This is a genomic window from Parvimonas parva (assembly GCF_045866535.1).
Classification (GTDB): domain Bacteria; phylum Bacillota; class Clostridia; order Tissierellales; family Peptoniphilaceae; genus Parvimonas; species Parvimonas parva.
Map to the genome: position 1 here is coordinate 1,296,166 of NZ_AP038371.1, position 21,389 is coordinate 1,317,554.

Below are 21,389 nucleotides of genomic sequence, written 5' to 3' on the forward strand. Positions count from 1 at the left end.
TTAAAGCCCCCTTTCAAAATTCATTGCAAGATTTAAAAGTTTTTCATCATCAAATCTCTTACCTATAAATTGAACACTTCCACCAATTTTTTTAAGATTTAAAGGCACAGAAATAGCAGGAAGTCCGGCAAAGTTTACAGGAACATTAAAAGTATCTCCTGCATAAGCACTTAAAGCATTCTCCTTTTCATCTCCAATTTTTCTTGGAAGGCAAGTTGTAGTCGGAGTTAAGATAAAATCATAATTTGAAAGCACTTCGTTTACTTCCTTACTTATCAACTCTCTAACTTCCAAGCCTTTTTTGTAAAGTGCTTGATTGTTTGAGCTTGCAAGGTAGAAAGTTCCCATTGCAATTCTTCTCTTAACTTCTTCCCCAAAACCTTCACTTCTTGTATTTGTGAAAAGCTCTCTAGTTGATTCATAATTTTCAGTTCTGTATCCATATCTAATACCGTCAAATCTTGACATATTACTTGAAACTTCAGAACTCATAACAACATTATATACATTTGTAGAATGTTTAATATATTTAAAATCTACTTCTTCGATTATCGCACCTTGATTTTTTAAATTTTCAATCGCCTTTTTATAATCATTTAAAACAACTTCATCAAGTTCGTATTGTTCCAAATTAGAAACTGTCGCAATCTTAATTCCATTTAATGAAAATTCACTATCTTCTTTGAAATTTACAGCATCTCTCATAGTAACAGCGTCCATTTCATCAAAACCGCCTATTACATTTATAATAGGTAAAATTGACTTAACATCATTTGATAAAATTCCAACTTGGTCTAAACTACTTGCCATAGAAACAACACCATATCTTGAAATCATACCATAAGTTGGTTTATATCCAACACAGGCGCAAAAAGATGCAGGATTTCTAACAGAGCCACCAGTATCTGAACCCAAACTAATCATAGCAAGATCGGCACTTACACTACTTGCAGAGCCGGAAGATGACCCTCCAGGAATTAAACTTTCATCAAGTGGATTTTTTGTTGCCCCAAAATATGAAGTTTCTCCTGAACCACCCATAGCAAATTCGTCCATATTTACTTTACCTAAAATAACAGCATCTTCTTCTAAAAGTCGGTCAATAATTGTAGCATTAAAAATCGGAGAAAAATTTTCTAAAATTTTTGAGCCACAAGTATTTTTATAACCCTTAACTAAGATATTGTCCTTAATTGAAATGGAAATACCAAAAAGTGAACCTAATTTTTCGCCATTTTTTAATTTTTCATTTAAAAAATTAACTCTTTCCATAACTTTTTCTTTAGAAAAATCAAGAAAAATATTCAAATCTTTTTTATCTTCAATTCTCTTTATAACATCATCGTAAAATGAAACTAAATCCACCTTACCACTAATAAAATCTTCTCTTATACTTAAAATATCCATTATTTCACAACCCTTTGCAATCTAAAATATCCATACTCTTTATCACTTGCATTTAAAAGTGCATCTTCCCTAGAAATACTTTCCTCCACAACATCTTCTCTCAAAGGACTATTGTGCTCAACAACTATTTCAAGACCACTACAACTTGAAGTATCAAGTTCCATAATTTCATTTGCAAAAACAAGAACATCATCAAACTTTTTAGCAATGCTAGAAAGTTCTTCTTCCTTTACATTCAAGTTTGCAAGATAATAAATTTTCTTTACTTCTTCCTTAGTAACCATAAAAATCTCCTATTAAAATTTTATTATTTATCCTTGTAAATGAGATTAGAACATTATTTCCGTCTTTATTTTAATCAACGAAATTTCCGTTAAAATCTTAGCCAATAAACTTATATATAAAATTATAGCATTTTTAGAACCAAATGTAAAAAAAACTTGAATTTTTTTATTTTCAAGTCTTTTTAACATTAATACATATAATTTAAAAATTTTTAATACAATTAATATTTATTCTTTTAATATGGATTTTCTATAATCTAATAACTTAATCTTTAAAATTAATAATACAGTTACCATAATAATACAAAAAACTATCATCTTTCTAACAGTATTCAATAGTAATGGTATCGTCAATAAAATAATTCCAAAAAACAAACACAATTTACCAAATTTTTTCATTAAATCATTTTTTAAATCTTCTGAAATATCATCAATCTTATAGTAAGGAATTATCTTTTTTTGACATTTATTATTCAAGTATAAAACCCCCATAATTATATTATATAAACCACATATTAAAAGCATTATTCTATACAATAACAACATAATCAATTCACAATCCTTAGATAATTATCAATAGCTTTTTTCATCAAATTTTCATCATATTCATAATCGTTATTTTTCCAAGTATTTCTATAAACATAAGCTCCATTTCTATCTCCTATAAGCACTCTACCATGATTAATTTTATCTGATCTATAAGGCCAATAATTATAAACTTTTATTTCTTTTCCATAATTAACGTCTGCAGTCATAACTTTAGGTTTATAGCCAAAAGCTAATGCCCAAAGGCCTAACGCATTAGATACCACAGAACAAATAATAAGTATTACAGATTCAGGAACTGAAAGAAACGACGCAACTACACCTATTAATGTTCCAGCAGCAAATAATTTACTTTCAGTTGTCTCGGGGTATATCTGAAAAGTTTTGTTTTGAAAAAGTTCTGCTTTATGTCCTTTATAAATTAACGATGATAAATATTTTTGCCTATAAGGTGTCCCGTATTCTTCAACAAGTTCATTATAAGCTTTTATATAGTCTTTATATTCTTCATCATCAATTGGGTCAGACCCACCACTTAAATATTTATTTTTAGAAATAGAATCATCAAAAGTTACTTTCTTCATCTCCTTAGATAATTTATCACCTATATTTGTATCTCTAATTTTTTCAACTTCCATAAAAACTATATTTTTACTTAAAACAGAATCACGAATTTCCAAAAAAACATCATCATTATAATAATTTTTAATAATTTTGGTATTAGATATAGTATTATCCAACTTATCTTTTAAGTCTATAATAAATCCATTATCTTTATTATAGGTTATACTAATAGTGTACTTTTTCGTGTCCTCAAAATAATATTTACAATTTTTATACTCAATTAATTCACGATAACTATCCTCACTATGGTTAGAATATATAATATTTAACCCATTAACTTCTTCGTGTGCTAAAATAGTATTTGTAAAATTTATTAACATAATTACAATTAAAAACATCGCAATTTTAGATAATTTTTTCATATTTATATTTCCTCCTAAGAAAAATTAAAATAACAAACATATTAACTAATCACTATATAAATCTATATAAATCTCCATTTTTATACCTACTTAAATAATCATATATCATAGTAACATAATCTCCTTTTATATAAAGATTTAATATAATGAAATAATTTACTTTATCACAATTTATAAGATGTAATAAACCAAATTTCTCAACTTTTTAATTTTTTTATTTAGGCTCGCCTTTTATATATTCTGTATTTGTTTCAGTATCGACTATTGTCTTTTCATCTTTTATCCAAAATTTTCTTTCAGGGAAGAAATCAGCTGTTAAATACTTTTTTCCACCTTCTTCAAAAACTTTCGGTTCTAAAAAATTTCCGTCATCCGTAAAATCACCACGAAGTTTTTTAACGGACTCTTTTGAACAATTATCAAAGTCTATCGGCTTAGCTTTGTAATACAAACAAGGAACTCCATAATATTCTCCATTATCTATAACAATTTGCGAATCAGAAGCATAATAATATCCACAAACTTCTTGAACTTCTTTACTTGCTTTTCTAACAATATGCTTTTGTGCTTTTGTATTGTCTTCATTAACATTAGAACTCTTAGCGCAACCTGAAAGAACAACGAAAACAGGCAAAATCAAAATTAACTTTTTAAAAAATTTTTTCATAAATTACCTCCTTGAAAATTTTATGTAAATTATATAAATCTTTATATATTTTTGAAAAATATTATTAACTATCTAAATTATACTAAACAAATAAAAATACGTCAATAGCTTTTAAATAAATATTTATTAAATTATAGTTTAAAACATAAAAGAGTCGCGTTAAACGACTCTTTTATAAAATATTTATTTATTTCTTTTTTTATTTGCAACAAACATAACACCTAAAAGTAATGTTGGTAATATAGCGCTTGCTCCTGCAATAGAAGTCTTTACTAATTTTGATTTTTCAACTTCTTTAGTGGCTTTCTTTTCAGTCTTGTACTCAACGGCATATTTTGAGAAATGAGTTGTTGTGAAAGTTACATTTTTATCATCTTGTGTAAATTGTAATTTTTCTAAACTTCCTTCTTCATTTACAAAATAAACAGCACTTACAACTTTACCGTTTTCTTTTGGTAATGTTACTTTGTATTCTTGCTTTGGCATCTTAACTGAGTTTTTATTTCCTAATGTAAATGAAATATCATATAAATCAGCATCTTTATTTTTTAGTGCATCAACAGTATTTTTATCCAATTTTTTAATCATTAATTTTAAATCGGAATTCATATCTTTTGACTCAACACTTGCTTTAAATTCCTCATTTACGATTTTATTTGTTGTTTTAACTTCAGGCACTTCGTTATTATTTTCTTCAGGTTTAACTTCTTTACCTTTTTCTTTGTTATTTTTTTCTTTATCCTTATTTTTGTCTTTGATTTCAGGTTTTACTCCATTATCTTTTTCTTCCGGTTTAACTTTCGGTTCTTCTTTCTTTTCTTTAGGGTCAACAACTTTATCTTCTTTTTTAATAATTGTTGGTGCTCCTTTTGTATCAGCATTTTTCAATACTTTTTCTTCCGGCGCTTTAACTCCTGTCCAATATGGAGATTTAAGTTTTTGTTCTTCAGTTGGATTCATAATTCCGTCTTTTGCATAACCAACAGTTTTTTCAGAAATTTTTACATTTTTCCCATAAGGCTTTCCAACTTTATGATTTTTATTAAGGGCATTTCCACCTTGTAAATAAGCCTCAGCAGTTGCGATAGTTCCTTCTCCAACGACAGCATCTGCACCATCTCCAGCAAGTTGTCCATCTCCACCAACGGCAATTAATTTTCCTTCACCTTCAACAGAACTTCCTTTTCCTAAGCATAAAGCACTTCCACCGAATGTAGTTGTCGCATTACGACCTCCACCAAAAACTCCAAGTTCGGAGCCTTTAGTAATTGTTAATTTTGCCCCTTCTGCAAGTTCCATAGCAGGTTGTCCTTTGTAAAGTTTTCCATCTTTCTTAGAACCAGTTGCTGATTCATCTCCACGAACATAAACTTTTCCATTCAAAGTTACATGTCCTTCAACTTTAACAACAGGAGTATCAATTCTACGAGCTTTTTTACCGTCTGTTAAATTATTTGCATTTGAATAAATTAATGAAGATTCAACTGTTGAACCGTCTTTTAATACAAGTTGTCCATTGATTGATGAGCCTGTTAAAAATTTGTTGTTATAGCTATCATAGTTCATTTGGAACTTTCCACCATTTTCAACAGTAATTTTTCCATATAATGATGAATCATAGAAATTAAGTTTTGCGCCATTTTTAACTACAATTTCAACACTACTTAGAATTTTCATATTCTTTATAGTTAAATCTGTTCCATTTTCAAGAATAAGTTTTTGATGTGGTTCTTTGTCTTGTTCAACAGCATAACCTAGAACACCATAAACACCGCTTTGATGTGAACCATGCCAAATTCCCAATTCTTTAGGAACTGTCATACTTGTTGGAGTTTCTTTTACATCTTTATCAAAAAGTTCAATGTACCAAGGCTCCATATCCCATTCCATTTTAGCCCCATGTTCAACTTTTTTGAAATCTGTTGTCTTTAATTGCTCTGATAATTTTACTTTTTTCAGGTCATAAACCTTAAAAGTAAGTGGGTTTGACGTAGCAGTTCTGCCTAATTCGTCTTTTGCCTCAACAATTACATTGAAAGTTCCCGCTTTTTTAGGAATACCATTAAGAGTTACGCTACTATCTGAAACATGATAAACCGGTTCCATTCCCATAGTTTCATCATTAACTTTCATTGTACTTTTGCTCAAATTAATTTCTGCTGAATCTTTAACCAACTTCCAATCTGATTCTTTAGGTTCTTGACCTTTTTCAGTTTCAGCAATTTTAACAACGACATCGCTGTTCTTAGTTACAACAGAGGATCCTGTTGCAGCAGTAACTGAATCATATTTCTTTTGATTAACAACAGCAGATTCAAAAGTTCCCTCAAGTTTAACATGTAACTTCTTATCTGTTAACCCTTTAGAATTTACAACTTCATATTTTGTATCATCAATCTTTTTAAACTTTCCTAAAACTTTATCACCTTTTTTAAAAACAATTACAGTATTATTATTTGGAGTATTTCCTAGATAGATTTTTCAACTTTCTTTTTCAACCATAAATTTATTTCCAAAAACAGCTATTTTAGAATCAGTTTTTACAAAAGGTTTAACTCCAACTTCTAAGCCATCAATTTCTTTTAAAATTTCTTTTGGCAAAACTGTTAAAGTATAGTATGAACCAAATCCTGTTCCTTTATCTCCAATAACTGATGTAATTTTACTTTCAACAGGAGTTTCTTCATCTTTCTTTTCGTCTTTCTTTTTTTTCGGTTCAGTTGGAACTTCTTCACTTGAAGATGATTTAACTTTTGTAAATTTCTTAGATGATTTACTGTATTTAAACTTTCCTAATTCAATATCATTTTCACCTTTAAAAGTTAAAATCGTTTCATCTTCTAATTGTGGTAAATATATATCCTCGTTTTCTATATAATACTTATCTTTACTTCCCCAAACTTGATATTTACTACTTAATTCAGCTTTTTTTTCATTAATTGAAATACCTTTTATTTTAGAAGTCAATTCAGCCGGCTTTATATTTACAACAAAATAACCGAAAACATCCTTTACATTAACTTCTGTAATCTTATCAGAACTACGCTCTGCATAAGTAAATAAATTTGAAAAACTTGTAAGCAACATACTAAAGACGAATAGCATAGCTAAACAAGTTTTAAATAATTTTTTTGTATTATTCATACAACCCTCCTCAAAAAATTTTGATATTAATATAATAATCAATATCGACATTAATTTTAACATTATATTAATTAACTAGTCAAGTATAGTTGATAAAGCAAATAAATATCTTGTTTGATAATTTTAAATAAAAAAAGATGACTATAAAACATAAAAAAGCTATTGAAAAATTCAATAGCTTTAAAATTAATTTTTATGTTATTATCTTTGTGTAATCTTTTCCGTCATCGTCAAATACCATGAAGTTTTTAATTCTAAGTTTTATATTTGAATTTTCTTCAAACATTCCGTAAGTTTCAACATGGTCGATAACTCTAACTATATTTTCATTTCCCAAATCAACTTTACAGTCATTCACATCCCCAAGATAAAATTGACTTACAAGTTTTGCATCAATTGTTCCGTCTTTTTCATCTATTCTTAAAGCCTCAGGTCTTATTGCAATTATAACATTGCCCTTTTTATCTCCGTCATAAGGTAATTTCTTTCCGGTATTTGAAATTTCAACAAATCCGTCTTTTACAACTCCCTTAATAAAATTAACACGACCGACAAAATTTGCAACAAAAGGATTTGCAGGATTTCTATAAATTTCTTCAGGAGTTCCAATTTGTTGAACAACTCCTTTATTTATCAAAATTATTCTGTCGCTCATTGTCATAGCCTCTATTTGGTCGTGAGTTACATAAACAACTGTAATTCCAAGTCTTTTTTGTATCTCTTTTATTTCAAAACGCATCTCTTCTCTAAGTTTTGCATCTAAGTTTGAAAGAGGTTCATCAAGTAAAAGCAACTTAGGCTTTCCAATTAAAGCACGTCCAAGAGCAACCCTTTGTTGTTGTCCACCTGAAAGCTCTGACGGTATTCTATCTTTATATTGAGATAAATGAACTATCTCTAAAACTTTTTCAACTCTTTCTTTTATTTCTTGTTTTTTAACACCTGATATTTTTAAAGGATAGGCAACATTGTCAAAAACATTCATATGAGGCCAAACAGCATAAGATTGAAACACCATTCCTATATCTCTTTTTTCAGGAGGAACAAAAGTTTTTCCTCCGGAAACAACATTATCTCCTATTAGTATTTCTCCACTTGTAGGTTTTTCAAATCCAGCTATAAGTCTTAACATTGTTGTTTTACCGCAACCTGAAGGTCCTAATAGAGTTATAAATTCACCATCTTCGAAAGTTTCTGTAAAAGGTTTTAAAACTTCTACATTTCCAAAAGCTTTACTTATTTCTTTTATTGTAATTGTTGACATTTTTCCTCCTAAATTGAAAACTTACCTTTTGTAAGTTTATTTAAAATCCAATTTACTAATAATACAAAAATCAAAATCGCAGTAGCAAGTACACTGGCTATCTGTTGACTGTGATAAGTTTGATAATTATAAAGTTCAAAACCGATAGTCTTTGTATGAGATGAATACAACAATGTACTCATAGTAAGTTCATAAAAACAAGGCATAAAGATTAAGAATATACCTGCAACTATTGACGGCATTATTAAAGGAGCTGTAACATCTTTAATCATTCTAAGCCAACCGGCTCCTGAAATCTGAGATGCCTCTTCTAAAGAAGGATGTACTTGACTCATTCCTGAAACTACAGTCCTCATTCCCATTAACATATACTTAATCATATATGCGATTATCATAATATAAATTGTATTATAAATATTTATTCCAAATTTACCACTCATTGTCATTATAAGGGCAAGAGCTATTGCAATACTTGGAGTTCCTGAACCTACAGTAATCAAAAAGTCAGGTATTTTTCTTCCCTTTACTTTTGTTCTTTCAAGCAAATAAGCCATCATACAAGAAATTATTATTCCTAAAAATGCAGCAGCACAAGCAGCAACTAAACTGTTTATTGTCGAACTTAATATGCTATCTCTTGCAAGCATTTGTTTCCAAAACTTAAATGAAATATTTGATAAAGACAATGATTTACCCATATTAACAGTTACAGACGTAAGAGCTACGGTTATAAAAGGAACTATTACTACAACAAAAGCAAAAATAGAAACTAATACTGTAAGAGGAGTTCTCCATTTTCCTAAATCAACTATTACAGGTCTTGTAGATTTTCCGCTCATAGTTATAAATTGTTTTTTTCCTAGTACAAATGTTGAAAAATACAAAACTACATTTGCAATTATCATCAAAAATACCGCTAGAGTTGTAGCATCAATTATGCCTTCTTCGTTTCCTATATGAACAAACTCAATTATTCTGGTTGTAACAGTATGAATCTGTCCTGGAGCTCCTATTATTGAAGGAATACCATAACATGATGCAGCTGTTACAAAAACTAAAAGTCCTGCAGCGATTAAACTTGGTGTCATCATTGGAATTGTAACTGTAAATAAAGTCTTTAAAGGACTTGCACCTGAAATTCTAGCAGCTTCTTCAAGAGAAGGATCCATCTTTTCCATTGCACGAGAAATTGTTATAAAGGCATAAGGATAATAAAAACAAGTAAGAACCCAAACCATTCCCCATACACTATAAATATTAAAAATTGGTTGACTAAGCCCAAATACTTTTTGAATAAGCGTATTCAAAGTTCCAACCCTTGGATTTAAAAGTCTAAGCCAAGCCATTGCTCCTACATAAGGAGGAACCATATATGTAATAACAAACATAGTTCTAAATATTTTTTTTCCGTATAAATTAGTTCTTCCTACTAAAAATGCAAGAGGAAAAGCTATTAACATTCCAAAAAAAGTTGTTGCAACTGCCGTTACAATAGTATTTTTTACAGCTATAAAGTTTGCATCATAGCTATATACTCTTTTGAAAGCTTCAAGAGTAAAACTTCCATTTGGAAATACGGACTTAACAAAAAGATACAAAAGTGGAAAAACTTCAAAAACAATTAAAAACGCAACTATCGACAACATTATTATCCACTTTATATCTAATTTAAATTTTCTTTCTGTCTTTTGCATAAAATAACCTTTCATTAACAAGAGGGAGTTTCCTCCCCCCCGTTATATTTTTTTATTTTGAAACAATAATTTCAAATTATTCTGTGAATTTATTTCTTACCAATTGTATCTGTAAACATCTTTCTTAGAGAATCTCTATCTTTAACTAATTGTTCCCATTTAACATTTATACTATTTGCTGTAATTTCAGAAGTTTTAATTGCATCAAAAGGAACTTCAGAGAAGTCTTTTAGTACAGAATGCATCCATCCCTTAACTATATATTTTTGACCTTCTTCTGATAAGAACCATTTTGAAATGGCCTCAGCTGCTTTTGTATTTTTATTTTCAGTTAATTTTTCATCTATAACCATAATTGGTGAAGGAACTACAATTGTTCCGTCTTTAGGATAAATAACTTCAAGAGGTGATTTTTCTTCTTCTCTCTTCTTAAGAACTGACTCTTCAAGAATCATAAGTTCATCCATTTCTCCTGTTTCAAGTTTAGCTAAAGCTACACTTCCTGCCTCAACAGCAACTTTTTTATTAGCTAATTTTGTAAAATATTCTTCATTATATTTGTCCTTCAAACCACTAACTGCTGCAAGAGCTGTACCTGATTTTAATGGGTCTGACATGGATATTTTTCCTGCCAATGTTTCTTTTTCTGCAAATTCTTTAAAACTTTGAGCAATATCTTCCTTCTTAGTTTTTTCAGGATTATAAGCTAATACCATATTAGAAATTCTAACAGGATACCAATAACCTTCTTTATCATATTCAAAGGCTAATTTATCCTTGTTTTCAATTTCAAATTTATGTAAAATCTTCTTTTCCTTTAACTCATAAGCATAAGATGGTTCTGCAACCATTATTATATCACAAGCAAGTTTTCCGGCTTCGATTTCCCCTGCAACTTTTGTTTGTAAAGTACCTGTTCCACCTTGGAAAAATTCAACTTCACACTTAGGGAATTTCTTTTTAAGAGCAGGTTTCATATTATCTATTATATCTTCATACATTGAAGTATAGATTCTTACCTTACCTGTAACTTCTTCATTTGATTTCATATTGTTACTTACTTCATCTTTTTTTTCTGTCTTTGCTCCACAAGCAGTAGCACCAATCATTAATGCAGATAGCATAAGTGCTAAAAATTTTTTTCTCATAAAATCCTCCTAATGAAAAATATTATATTTTTAATTGTATAAACAATCTAAACTGATTATACTAAATTTTTATAAAAAAATCTACAATTTTTTAATATTTTAACAAAATAATTTCCTTTTAACAACATTGATATATATATAAAAGTAAAAATATAAACTATTGTTTAAATATTTAAAACATAACAAAAACGAATACAAACAAAAAAGAGAATATCCTGTATAATTAAAACAACAAATAAATTAACTATATATTTCTTAAAACTATTCTATGATTATCAGTATCGGATATAAATATATTTTTATCATCTTTAAAACAAGCACATCTTGGCAATGAAAATCTTTTATAACCTAAACCTCTTTTTTCACCAATACAAGATAATACATTCATATCATTAATATTATCAATAATATAAATCTTAGAATTACCGCTATCTACAATTAGATACTTATTAAATTCTTTACAAAAATATCTAGGCTTTTTTAACTTAATATGATGCCCATTTAAATTTACATTTTTTATAACTTTAAAACTTTTATCTATATTTACTTCAACAACAGAATTATTACCGGTATCAGCAACTAAAAATTTAGTTAAAGAAGAAAAACTCACACTATGTATATCCTTAAATTTATAATTTACTAAAGAACTATCAAATATTAAATTATAATTTTCAATTGAATATACCACAAATTTGTTTGAAGATGATACTAATAAATAATTATCTTTTAAAATAGCTGATTGTAACCAGTCCTTTTTATCAAAATTATTATTAAACAATTCAGAACTAAACTCAATATATTCTTTTAATTGGTAATCATAATATATTAATCTACGATTTTTACTATCTGTAATCAATAATTTTTCATCATTCCAACTAACATATCTTGGAAATTGAAGACCCTTCCCATTAAATTTAGTTAATACTGTTAATACTTTATTATTTTTCATTATTTTTATCTCATTATTTCCACTATCGGCTATAGCTAATAGTTTATATTTTTTTGACCATGCTATCACTCTAGGAAAATTAAAAATAGAAGATTCTATTATGGAATTACCATAAACTGATTTAGTTTTCCCAGTTTTTGTATTTAATAAAATAATATTAAGATTCGAACCTTTACATTGAGCAATTAAAATTTTATCTCCATAATATCCCATTATAGACGGAGCCCAAAAGCCATATTTTAAATTACCGACTTTAGATGTATTACCATATATTTTTAAAATCTCTTTATTTTTAGAAACACTTATAATCCTATGACCTCTTTGTTCTGAAATTATATATTCGTTTTTATATTTCATGGCAGAAACAGGTATAAACAATCTATTATTTTCATATCCTGGATCATTATATTTACCATATGTCCACAAAATTTCACCATTAAAACTAATTTCATGTACACAATTCGCAGATGCATCAACTATCAATATTCTTTCATCTAAAATTTCAAACCAAAAAGGTTCTATAAAAAAATTTTTATCAAGATATATTATTTTATCAACATTAAAAGTTTCTAAACTCAAAAAAACTAATCTTAATTTTGTAGTAGAAAATATAATATTATTATTTACTACTTTTAAATGTATTAACTTTTCATCACTTTCTAAGCTATAAAAACTTTTTCTTAAGCATCTTTTCTTTAATTGTTCTTCATATTTATATATTGAATTATCGCTTTTAGAATAATAATATGCACCATTTTTTGACTCAACATAATAATCAACTTGATTATCAATTTTTATTTTTTTTATTTCTACAATATCTAAATTATAATCATAATCTATTTTATATACATATTTATTTTCTTCTATAAAAATGTATTGTCCTTTTTCTGAAACACCTAAATATTTAATATAATTGTTTTTATTTTCAATAAAATTTCTACAATACTTAATACCTATATCTTCCTCTTTCACTTTGTTTCCTACACTTTCTTGCTATAATAATTTTTATTTCATTAAATAAAAATTTTATACCATTATTATACCATATTTCCTGTTTAGATATTTTTTCAAAGGTGAATATGGTGAAATAAATATTATTTCGCACAGAAATAGCGAAATTATATTTATTATACTATAAATGCAAAATCATTTAAATTATTTATAATTGTACATTTGTAAATGATGTGATACCAAGAGTACAAAAAAAGAGAGATTTTTTATGAAAAATTGTCTCTCTTTTAATTTTTTATTAAATTTTTAAAATAATTACTTCGTAAATTTAAATAAAGATAAATAATCAAAAGATTATCTCTATTTTACTTCATCCATTCATCAAATTTATTCAAAGTCTTTTCTCTGCCAATATCGGTAACTTTTATGATGTTATTATCTATATAGGCAAGTTTTTTATTTATAATACTCTTTAAAACTTTTTCAAATTTATTTTTTGCATAACACAAATGCTCATTTATTTTTGAAATATTACATTCAACTTTTTCATTCTCTGTATTTTCGTGATTTATAATATGCAATAGCATTGTAACCTCTGCAAATTCAGTTCTTTTTCTACTTTCATTTACAATCTTTCTTATAATTCCGTTTCTCGGCTCAAATATGAATACCAAGAAAAAGATTATTCCGTTTACAACTGCTATTGTTCCAGCGATTGAAAGGTCGTAAATATATGCACAATAAAATCCCAACACACTACTTAAAACTCCAACAAATACACTTATAACTATCATCTTCTTTAAATCGTGAGTCAAAAGATATGCACAAGCAGACGGCACAACCATATATGAAATTACAAGAATTGAACCAACGGCGTTAAAAGCACCAACTGTTGTAATTGAAACTAAACTCATTAAAGCGTAATAGATAACAGCAGGCGCAAAGTCTGAAATCAAACTCAAATTTTTATCGAATGTAGAAATTTTTAATTCTTTAAAGAAAACTCCAATAAAAATTAAATCTATTAAAAATATTACTGCCATAACAAAAATAACTTTTGAGCCCTCATATCCAAAAAATTCTATTCTTGGAATTACAGAGAAAGCAACTTCTCCGACCAAAACGGAGTCAATACACAAATGTACTCCTCTTAAAAATTTTGAAATTATTATTATCGCAATACTAAATAAAAAAGGAAATACAAGTCCGATTGATGCATCTTCGTGTAAAGTTGTCTTTTGGTTTATGAGTTCTGTTAAAAATACCGTAAGTATTCCAACAAGTCCTGCTCCAACAATCAATAAAGGACTTGTTAAATCTTTTGTAATGAAAAATGCAATTACAATTCCAAGCAAAATTGTATGTGTTATGGAATCTATCATCATTGACATTTTTCTAAGAATCAAAAATGGTCCAAGCAATGAGCAAGCAGCTGAAACTAAACTAACAGCTATTAAAATTTCTAATTGTCGCATTTAGTCCCTCCTTGCATTGTTCTCTTTTTAACAAACAAAATTCCTTTTTTCGGCGAAAATAATATACTGAAAAATACAATTATACTTGCAACTATCGTTATGACAGGTCCGGTTGACAAGCCTTTGTAGTACATACTTATAAATGAACCGACTATTCCTGAAAACGCACCGAAAATTCCTGATAAAATCATCATAATATTAAATTTGTCAGTCCATTGTCTTGCTGCAACCGGTGGTGCAATAAGCATTGTACTCATAAGAATTACTCCAACTGATTGAATTCCCATTACAATGGAAATAACGAGTAAAACTATTAAAATTCCAGTCATTATATTTATCGAAAATCCTTTTGTTTGTGCAAATTCAGGGTCGAATGAATATAACTTCAACTCTTTCCAGAATAATAAAATTACAAATAAAACTAAAATAATTATTCCAATTAAAAAATAAATATCCTTTTTTAAAAATGCAGCGGCTTGACCGAATATGAATTTATCGAGACCTGCTTGATTTGTATTTGCTTTTCTTTGAATAAGTGCAAGCAGTACAACACCAAGTCCAAAAAATGTTGACAAAACTATTGCCAATGCACTATCAAACTTTACTTTTGACTTCAAATCTATTCCAAAAATGAGAAGTGCCGATACAACTCCAGCAATAAATGCTCCTAAAAGTAAAAATTCTAAATTTTTAATTCCAAGCACCATAAAGGCAATACAAACTCCCGGAAGTGTTGAATGGCTAATTGCATCACAAATAAGCCCTTGTTTCTTTACCGTAACATAAACTCCCATAACTCCACTTAAAAGTCCCAAAAGTCCGGAGCCTATTGTAATCATCAAAAAAGTATAGTCCGTAAGTAAATCTAAAATTCCATTCATATCTACACCCTGTAAGCCTTATTTATATTTTCTTCTATAAAAACGTCCTTGACTGAGCCTGATGCAACAACTAATTTATTTAAAAGTACAACATCATCAAAATATTCTTCAACTGTTCGCAAATCGTGATGAACAACTACGATAGTCTTTCCTGAATCTCTAAGCTCTTTTAAAATTCTCATAATTTCTTTTTCAGTCTTGGCATCAACACCCTTTAAAGGCTCGTCAAGAAAATAAATTTCGCTGTCTTGAACCAATGCTCTTGACAAGAAAACTCTTTGTTGTTGTCCTCCTGAAAGGTCGCTTATTTGTCTGTCAACATATTCTTCCATACCAAGTTTTTTTAAAGCCTCTAAAGATAATTCTTTCTCTTTCTTTCCGGCTCTTTTTATCCAACCGAGTTTCCCATAAGTTCCCATCATAACAACGTCCAGTACATCAGTTGGAAAGTCCCAATCCACAGACTCACTCTGTGGTACATAGGAAATATTTTTTCTAAATTCCTTATAAGTTTTATCAAAAAATAAAATTTTTCCTGATGAAATAGGAATCAAATTTAACATCGCCTTTAACAAAGTCGATTTACCGGCACCATTCGGACCTAAAATCGCAGTAAGTTTGCCTTTTTTAATATTCAAATCAACGTCCCAAACAACCGGCTTTGAATAATAGGCAATAGTTAAATCTTCAACCTTTACAGCTATATCGTTCATTTTTTCCTCCAAAATACAAAAATCTCCCACTACAATAAGTATATAGTTAGGAGATTTTTTTTTAAGTTTATTTTAAAGCGTCAACTATTGTGTCAATATTGTATTTATACATTGAGATATAAGTATTTTCTTTTGTATTATCATCTCCCAATGAGTCAGAATATAATTCTCCACCTATTTTTACATTATGACCTTTAGCTTTACAAGATTCAACTAAAGATTCAATTGTTTTCTTAGGAACTGAAGATTCAACAAAAACTGCTTTTATTTTTGTTTTAACTAAAAAATCTGAAAGTTTCTTTATATCAGCTGCACTTGCTTCTGATTCTGTACTAATTCCTTGAATTGCTTCTACTCTAAAACCGAATTCCTTTGCAAAATAGTTAAAAGCGTCATGAGCAGTAACTAAAACTCTTTGATTTTCCGGTAACTCTTTAACTTTTTTATTTATATAAGCAGAAAGTTCATCAAGTTCTTTTTCATATTTTGCAAGATTTTTATCAATCTCAGCAGATTTTGAGCTATCAGCTTTCTTTAAACCTTCAGCAACATTCTTTGCGGCAACTTTCCAGTTTTTAATACTGAACCACATATGAGGGTCGTTTGGACCTGCACCTTCTTCTTCCCAAGGAAGTAAATCTTCTTTTGGAATATTGTTAGCGGCAGTTACAACATTTTTATTTTGTTTTTCCAGACCTTGTAAAACTTCTCCCATTTGACCTTCCAAATGTAATCCGTTTACAACAACAACATCAGCCTTTTCAAGTTTTTCAACATCTCCAGCAGTCGGTTTGTATAAATGAGGGTCAACCCCCGCTTTCATCATTCCTTCAACTTCAAAATTATCTCCACCTATTTGCTTTACCAAGTCTGTAAGCATTGTACTTGTAGCAATAACTTTTTTCTTTTCAGCCTTTTGCTCAGTTTTCTTTTCTTCCTTTTTCATTTTATCGTCAGCTTTCTTTGTACAAGCTCCCAAAACTCCTACTGAAAGCACTAACGCAAGTAATAAAATAAATTTATTTTTCATACTTTTCCTCCTAAATTTTTCTTGAAGAATATTTATTTTTCTCTCCTTATATATATTACCATATTTTTTAAATAATATCAATTATTATTACTTATTTTTATAAAAATATTTTTCACTTGATAAAATATTAATTTTTCAACATTTTATAATTACAGATTATAATTTTTTACACAAATTTCCTTTTTAGTTTGAAAATTTATTTCAATTATAAAAATTTCCACAAAAAAAGTTGTTTGAAAGTGGCATTAATAAAATCCCAACAAATACAAAAAATAAAAAATACAAATTTTCTAAAATTTTTCATAAATACCTCTTTACTCTATCTAAATTAGATTTTAACACATTACAATTTTTTACACAATAAACACCCTTACACGATGCTTTGCATCGAGTGAATAACTTAGAACCTTGTTATTTCATAATAAAAAAGCACTCTTTCGAGTGCCTTTTACTAATCCCAACTTGGTGGATTTGTTTTTGTTTCTGTATTTTTGAAATATTCGTATTCAGTAAAGCCCATCATTCTTGAAATTAAAACTAATGGGAATACTAACATTGTTCTGTTAAATTTAGTAACAGTATCATTGTAAACCATTCTTGAATTTTTAACATCTTGTTCATAAGAGTCAATTTTATCCATTGTATTTAAATACAATGTATTGGCTTTTAATTCCGGATAATTTTCAACAACTACTGCAAGTCTTGAAAGAGCTTGTGTAAACATATTGTTATCAGCCTCAATATCTTTTACTGTACTGTTACTGTTTACGCCACCTCTTTGTGCAATTACATTTTTCAATGTTTCTGATTCATGTTCAGAATACTTTTTAGTTGCATCAATCAAAGATTTTAAAGCGTCCCATCTTGATTCAACATTTGCTGCAATTTGTCCCATTGCATTCTTAACCATTTCTCTTAGTCTTATAAGTTTATTATATCCTGCTATAATCCAAAGTACTAAAAGAACTACAATCCCTAAAATTATATACAATATCATTGTACATTCCTCCTTTTATATTATCTAGTGCCACCACCGGAGCCTCCACCAAAAGAGCCTCTACCTCCACCTCTGCTGGAGAAACCTCCTCCACCACTTGATGAACTTGCAACAGCAGTTGAATAAGCATCTACAAATGTATTTGAGAATACTGATGAATATATCATCGCAGTATGTAACGAATTTACATCGACATCATATTCTTCCAAAACTTCCGGTGCTAATTTCTTTAATTGTTTTTGAACTTCCTCTGCAACATCAAAAAGTGTCGCATAAATTAATAAATCTTTCCAAACTTTTATTTCTGAAACTTCTCTTTCACTTAAAAGAGTAAAATCTTTCAAATAATTATAGTAACCAACTAAATTTTTAGTAAACTCTTTACCATTTTCGTTATATTCCAACAAAATTTTTCCGTTATCTTTTTTACTTAAAAAACCATTTTGTATTAAAAAGGCTTTAGAATTTTTGTCAAAAACTCCAGTTACTCTTTTAAATTCACTTCTATTTTTCTCTTTAGATAAATACTTTTTAAATTCATTTTGTTGTAAAATTCTGTCCTCACTTGACGCAACTTCAACCATATCAAATAAACTTTTTTCATTTTCATCTTCAAAATTATATTTTATATGGTCATTTATCTTCAAAGACATAGTTTCTTTTTTAAATATAAATCCCGTTTCTTCAGTTATAGGAATCAAAAGTTTATCTTGTATCCATTTTAAGAAATAGGCCCTTATCATAGACTTATCAGAATCAAACTTTGCACTATCCAAAACCATTGATAAGTTTTTCCATTCATTAGTTGGCAAACTTCTATAATATTCACCCTTTAAATCGCCTTTTTTATATCCACCTTTAATTCTTTTACTTTTAAAAGAACCTCTTAAAAGTGGTATAATTGCTAAAATATATAACAATTTATATAACTTCTTAAAACTGAAGGCACTTTGTTTTGTAGTTTTTTTATATTGTGAGCCTTTAAAAGCCATATCTTTATAATATGAAAAGTCTTTATTTATTTTTTCTCCAGAAATTATTTCCCCTTTATTTAACTGAGTTAAAATAGTTACATAGTTTGAACTTCTAAGACCTTCTAAAGTTTTAAAAACTATTTTACCATCAATAAATTCAATTTTACCTTTATTACCAAAAGCCCAAATTTTAGAATTTGTATTGTCAAATTTTCCGTCTTCCTTTGAAATAATAACGCTAACTTTTTGTGGAGGAGCAGATAAGCTGTCATTTACAAATTTCCAGAAAATCATATCTGAATCATTTAACAATTTTACAAAATTTGTAACTTTATATCTTAAAACAAAAGTATTTCTTTTATATTCTCCAAAGCCGAAACAAAGTTCATAACCATTTGAAGTTTTAACAACTCCAGACTTTTTCGCCTTTTGTGCTCTACTTGCTTTTGTATTCCAACCAAACCCTAGTGATTCATACTGAATTTCTTTTCCATTTAAAATTTCTGAAACTTTAAAATCTTTAATTTCACTTTTTCCTAAATTTTCAATCGGAATATAGTATTCAGTTCCCTTAGTTGGCTTGAAATCCATAATACTTTCAATATCTGCACTACCGTCTTTATTAATTTTTACATTTATTTTATTTTCATAAAAATCATCTGCAAAAGCATTTGAAAGTGGTATCGCTAAGATACTAATCAGTATAAAAGAAAATACAAAAAACTTTTTTACGAAATTTCTAAAATTTTTCATAAAAACCTACCCTAATCTTCTTAAAACCTCTTCTTTACCTAAAATTTCCAAAATATTTGAAAGTTCAGGACCATGAACTTGACCTGTAAGCAATGCTCTAACAGGCATATATAAATCTTTCCCTTTAAATCCTGATGCTTTTTGAATTTTTTTCATAAAGCCTTTAGCAACTTCATCATCAATTTCTTCAATTTGAGATAATTCTTCTCTGATTTTTTCTTTCAAAATTTCTATATGAGCAACATTTCTCATTTCCACAGCATCTTGTTCAACTTCAACATCTTCAAATAAAAATCTTGATTGTTCAACTATTTGTGGAAGTCTTGAAATAGATTCTTGGAAAGTCTTTGTGATAAGAAGAAGTCTTTGTTCACAAACATCTTCCTTAACAAAACCTGCATCAACTAAATATGGTTTAACAAGTTTAGCAAGTTCTGAAATTTCCATTTTTCTAATGTATTGAGCGTTAACCCAATCAAGTTTGTCAACATCGAAAACTCCACCGGATTTTGAAACTCTTTCAAAAGAGAATTGTTCAACCATTTCTTCTAAAGATAAAATTTCTTCATTACTTTCAGGACTCCAACCAACAAGCGCAAGATAATTTATAAGTGCCTCAGGTAAATAACCCTTTAATCTGAAATCTTCAACAGATGCATCGTCATTTCTCTTAGATAATTTTTTACCACTCTTATTTAAAACTGTTGGTAAATGAACGAAAGTCGGTTTTTCAAAACCTAATGCCTCATATAGATAAATATGTTTAGGAGTTGATGAAATCCATTCATCTCCTCTAACAATATGAGTAATTCCCATTAAATGGTCATCAATAACAACTGCAAAATGATAAGTTGGAAAACCGTCAGCTTTGATTAAAACTTGGTCGTCCATATCATTTGTATTTATTGTGATTTTTCCTTTGATAACATCTTCAAAAACTATATCTCTATTTTCAGGTAACTTTAATCTAATTACATAACTTTCTCCATTTGCAATTCTCTTTTTAGCATCTTCAATGCTAATTCCCTTGCAAAGTCCGTCATATCTTGGAATCTTTCCGTCAGCTTTTTGTTGATTCTTTATATCGTCAAGTCTTTCCTTACTACAGAAACAATAATAAGCATATCCTTTTTCTATAAGTTCTTCTGCATATTTATTATAAATTCCTTTTTCAACTCTGTCAGATTGAATGTAAGGACCACATTCTCCAACTTCAGTAATCTTATCGTTTTCGTCTAAGCAAACTCCTTCGTCAGCCTCAACGCCTGACCACTTAAGCTCATGAATTAAATTTTCAATAGCTCCTTCAACATATCTTGTTCTGTCTGTATCTTCAATTCTAAGTAAAAATTTTCCACCTTTTTGTTTAGCATATAAATAATTATAAAGTGCAGTTCTAAGTCCTCCTATATGTAAATATCCTGTTGGACTTGGTGCAAAACGTAATCTAACCATTTTCTTTTCCTCCTAAAATAATGAATATAATCTCAAGATAATTATATATCAATTACCTTTTTTTGTAAAGA

General features: G+C 28.4%; 18 protein-coding genes. All 18 read right to left on the bottom strand.

All coding sequences use genetic code 11. From position 1 onward, the window contains the following. The 18 genes from gatA to gltX all read right to left on the bottom strand — a co-directional run bounded on the left by gatA (position 1) and on the right by gltX (position 21,318). Positions 1–1,407, bottom strand: coding sequence for an Asp-tRNA(Asn)/Glu-tRNA(Gln) amidotransferase subunit GatA (gatA, locus tag ACKTSI_RS06435; RefSeq protein ID WP_308577714.1), 1,407 nt, complete (start codon positions 1,405–1,407; stop codon positions 1–3). Continuing rightward, the gene (gene gatC, locus ACKTSI_RS06440; protein ID WP_068474297.1) at positions 1,407–1,691 is read right to left on the bottom strand and encodes an Asp-tRNA(Asn)/Glu-tRNA(Gln) amidotransferase subunit GatC; all 285 of its coding nucleotides are present in this window, start codon (positions 1,689–1,691) and stop codon (positions 1,407–1,409) included. Before gatC ends, gatA begins: the two co-directional genes overlap by 1 nt. Positions 1,692–1,919: 228 nt before the next feature. Beyond that, entirely contained in the window at positions 1,920–2,168 is a 249-nt protein-coding gene (locus ACKTSI_RS06445) for a hypothetical protein (protein WP_068474294.1), read from the bottom strand. Between the two features lie 71 nt (positions 2,169–2,239). Next, positions 2,240–3,223 (bottom strand): hypothetical protein, encoded by a 984-nt coding sequence (locus ACKTSI_RS06450; protein ID WP_407862735.1) that lies wholly within the window; start codon positions 3,221–3,223, stop codon positions 2,240–2,242. A 214-nt stretch (positions 3,224–3,437) separates the two neighbouring features. Beyond that, a complete protein-coding gene (locus ACKTSI_RS06455; protein WP_407862736.1) occupies positions 3,438–3,890 on the bottom strand; it encodes a hypothetical protein in 453 nt (150 codons plus the stop codon). Positions 3,891–4,073: 183 nt separating this feature from the next. After that, positions 4,074–6,038: a hypothetical protein gene (locus ACKTSI_RS06460; RefSeq protein ID WP_407862737.1), complete on the bottom strand. Its 1,965-nt coding sequence runs from the start codon at positions 6,036–6,038 to the stop codon at positions 4,074–4,076. 333 nt (positions 6,039–6,371) lie between these two features. After that, positions 6,372–7,034, bottom strand: a complete 663-nt coding sequence (locus tag ACKTSI_RS06465) for a hypothetical protein (protein ID WP_407862738.1) — start codon at positions 7,032–7,034, stop codon at positions 6,372–6,374. A 193-nt stretch (positions 7,035–7,227) separates the two neighbouring features. Then, on the bottom strand, positions 7,228–8,298 hold the full coding sequence (locus ACKTSI_RS06470; RefSeq protein WP_407862739.1) for an ABC transporter ATP-binding protein: 1,071 nt from the start codon (positions 8,296–8,298) through the stop codon (positions 7,228–7,230). A gap of 8 nt (positions 8,299–8,306) precedes the next feature. After that, positions 8,307–9,992 (bottom strand): ABC transporter permease, encoded by a 1,686-nt coding sequence (locus tag ACKTSI_RS06475; RefSeq protein WP_407862740.1) that lies wholly within the window; start codon positions 9,990–9,992, stop codon positions 8,307–8,309. Between the two features lie 89 nt (positions 9,993–10,081). Next, positions 10,082–11,140 carry an ABC transporter substrate-binding protein gene (locus tag ACKTSI_RS06480; RefSeq protein ID WP_407862741.1) on the bottom strand — a complete coding sequence of 353 codons (1,059 nt, stop codon included), beginning with the start codon at positions 11,138–11,140 and terminating at the stop codon, positions 10,082–10,084. A 244-nt stretch (positions 11,141–11,384) separates the two neighbouring features. After that, entirely contained in the window at positions 11,385–13,061 is a 1,677-nt protein-coding gene (locus tag ACKTSI_RS06485; protein WP_407862742.1) for a hypothetical protein, read from the bottom strand. A 344-nt stretch (positions 13,062–13,405) separates the two neighbouring features. Beyond that, positions 13,406–14,515, bottom strand: a complete 1,110-nt coding sequence (locus ACKTSI_RS06490; protein WP_407862743.1) for a metal ABC transporter permease — start codon at positions 14,513–14,515, stop codon at positions 13,406–13,408. Continuing rightward, entirely contained in the window at positions 14,503–15,396 is an 894-nt protein-coding gene (locus tag ACKTSI_RS06495; RefSeq protein ID WP_201275128.1) for a metal ABC transporter permease, read from the bottom strand. Before ACKTSI_RS06495 ends, ACKTSI_RS06490 begins: the two co-directional genes overlap by 13 nt. Positions 15,397–15,398: 2 nt before the next feature. Continuing rightward, the gene (locus ACKTSI_RS06500) at positions 15,399–16,109 is read right to left on the bottom strand and encodes a metal ABC transporter ATP-binding protein (RefSeq protein ID WP_288979266.1); all 711 of its coding nucleotides are present in this window, start codon (positions 16,107–16,109) and stop codon (positions 15,399–15,401) included. Positions 16,110–16,176: 67 nt separating this feature from the next. Continuing rightward, positions 16,177–17,139, bottom strand: a complete 963-nt coding sequence (locus tag ACKTSI_RS06505; protein WP_407862744.1) for a metal ABC transporter solute-binding protein, Zn/Mn family — start codon at positions 17,137–17,139, stop codon at positions 16,177–16,179. Between the two features lie 451 nt (positions 17,140–17,590). Beyond that, the gene (locus tag ACKTSI_RS06510) at positions 17,591–18,136 is read right to left on the bottom strand and encodes a LemA family protein (protein ID WP_201275131.1); all 546 of its coding nucleotides are present in this window, start codon (positions 18,134–18,136) and stop codon (positions 17,591–17,593) included. Positions 18,137–18,156: 20 nt separating this feature from the next. Further along, positions 18,157–19,863, bottom strand: a complete 1,707-nt coding sequence (locus ACKTSI_RS06515) for a DUF2207 family protein (RefSeq protein WP_407862745.1) — start codon at positions 19,861–19,863, stop codon at positions 18,157–18,159. A gap of 6 nt (positions 19,864–19,869) precedes the next feature. Continuing rightward, positions 19,870–21,318, bottom strand: a complete 1,449-nt coding sequence (gltX, locus tag ACKTSI_RS06520) for a glutamate--tRNA ligase (RefSeq protein ID WP_201275133.1) — start codon at positions 21,316–21,318, stop codon at positions 19,870–19,872. Positions 21,319–21,389 lie beyond the last annotated feature (71 nt).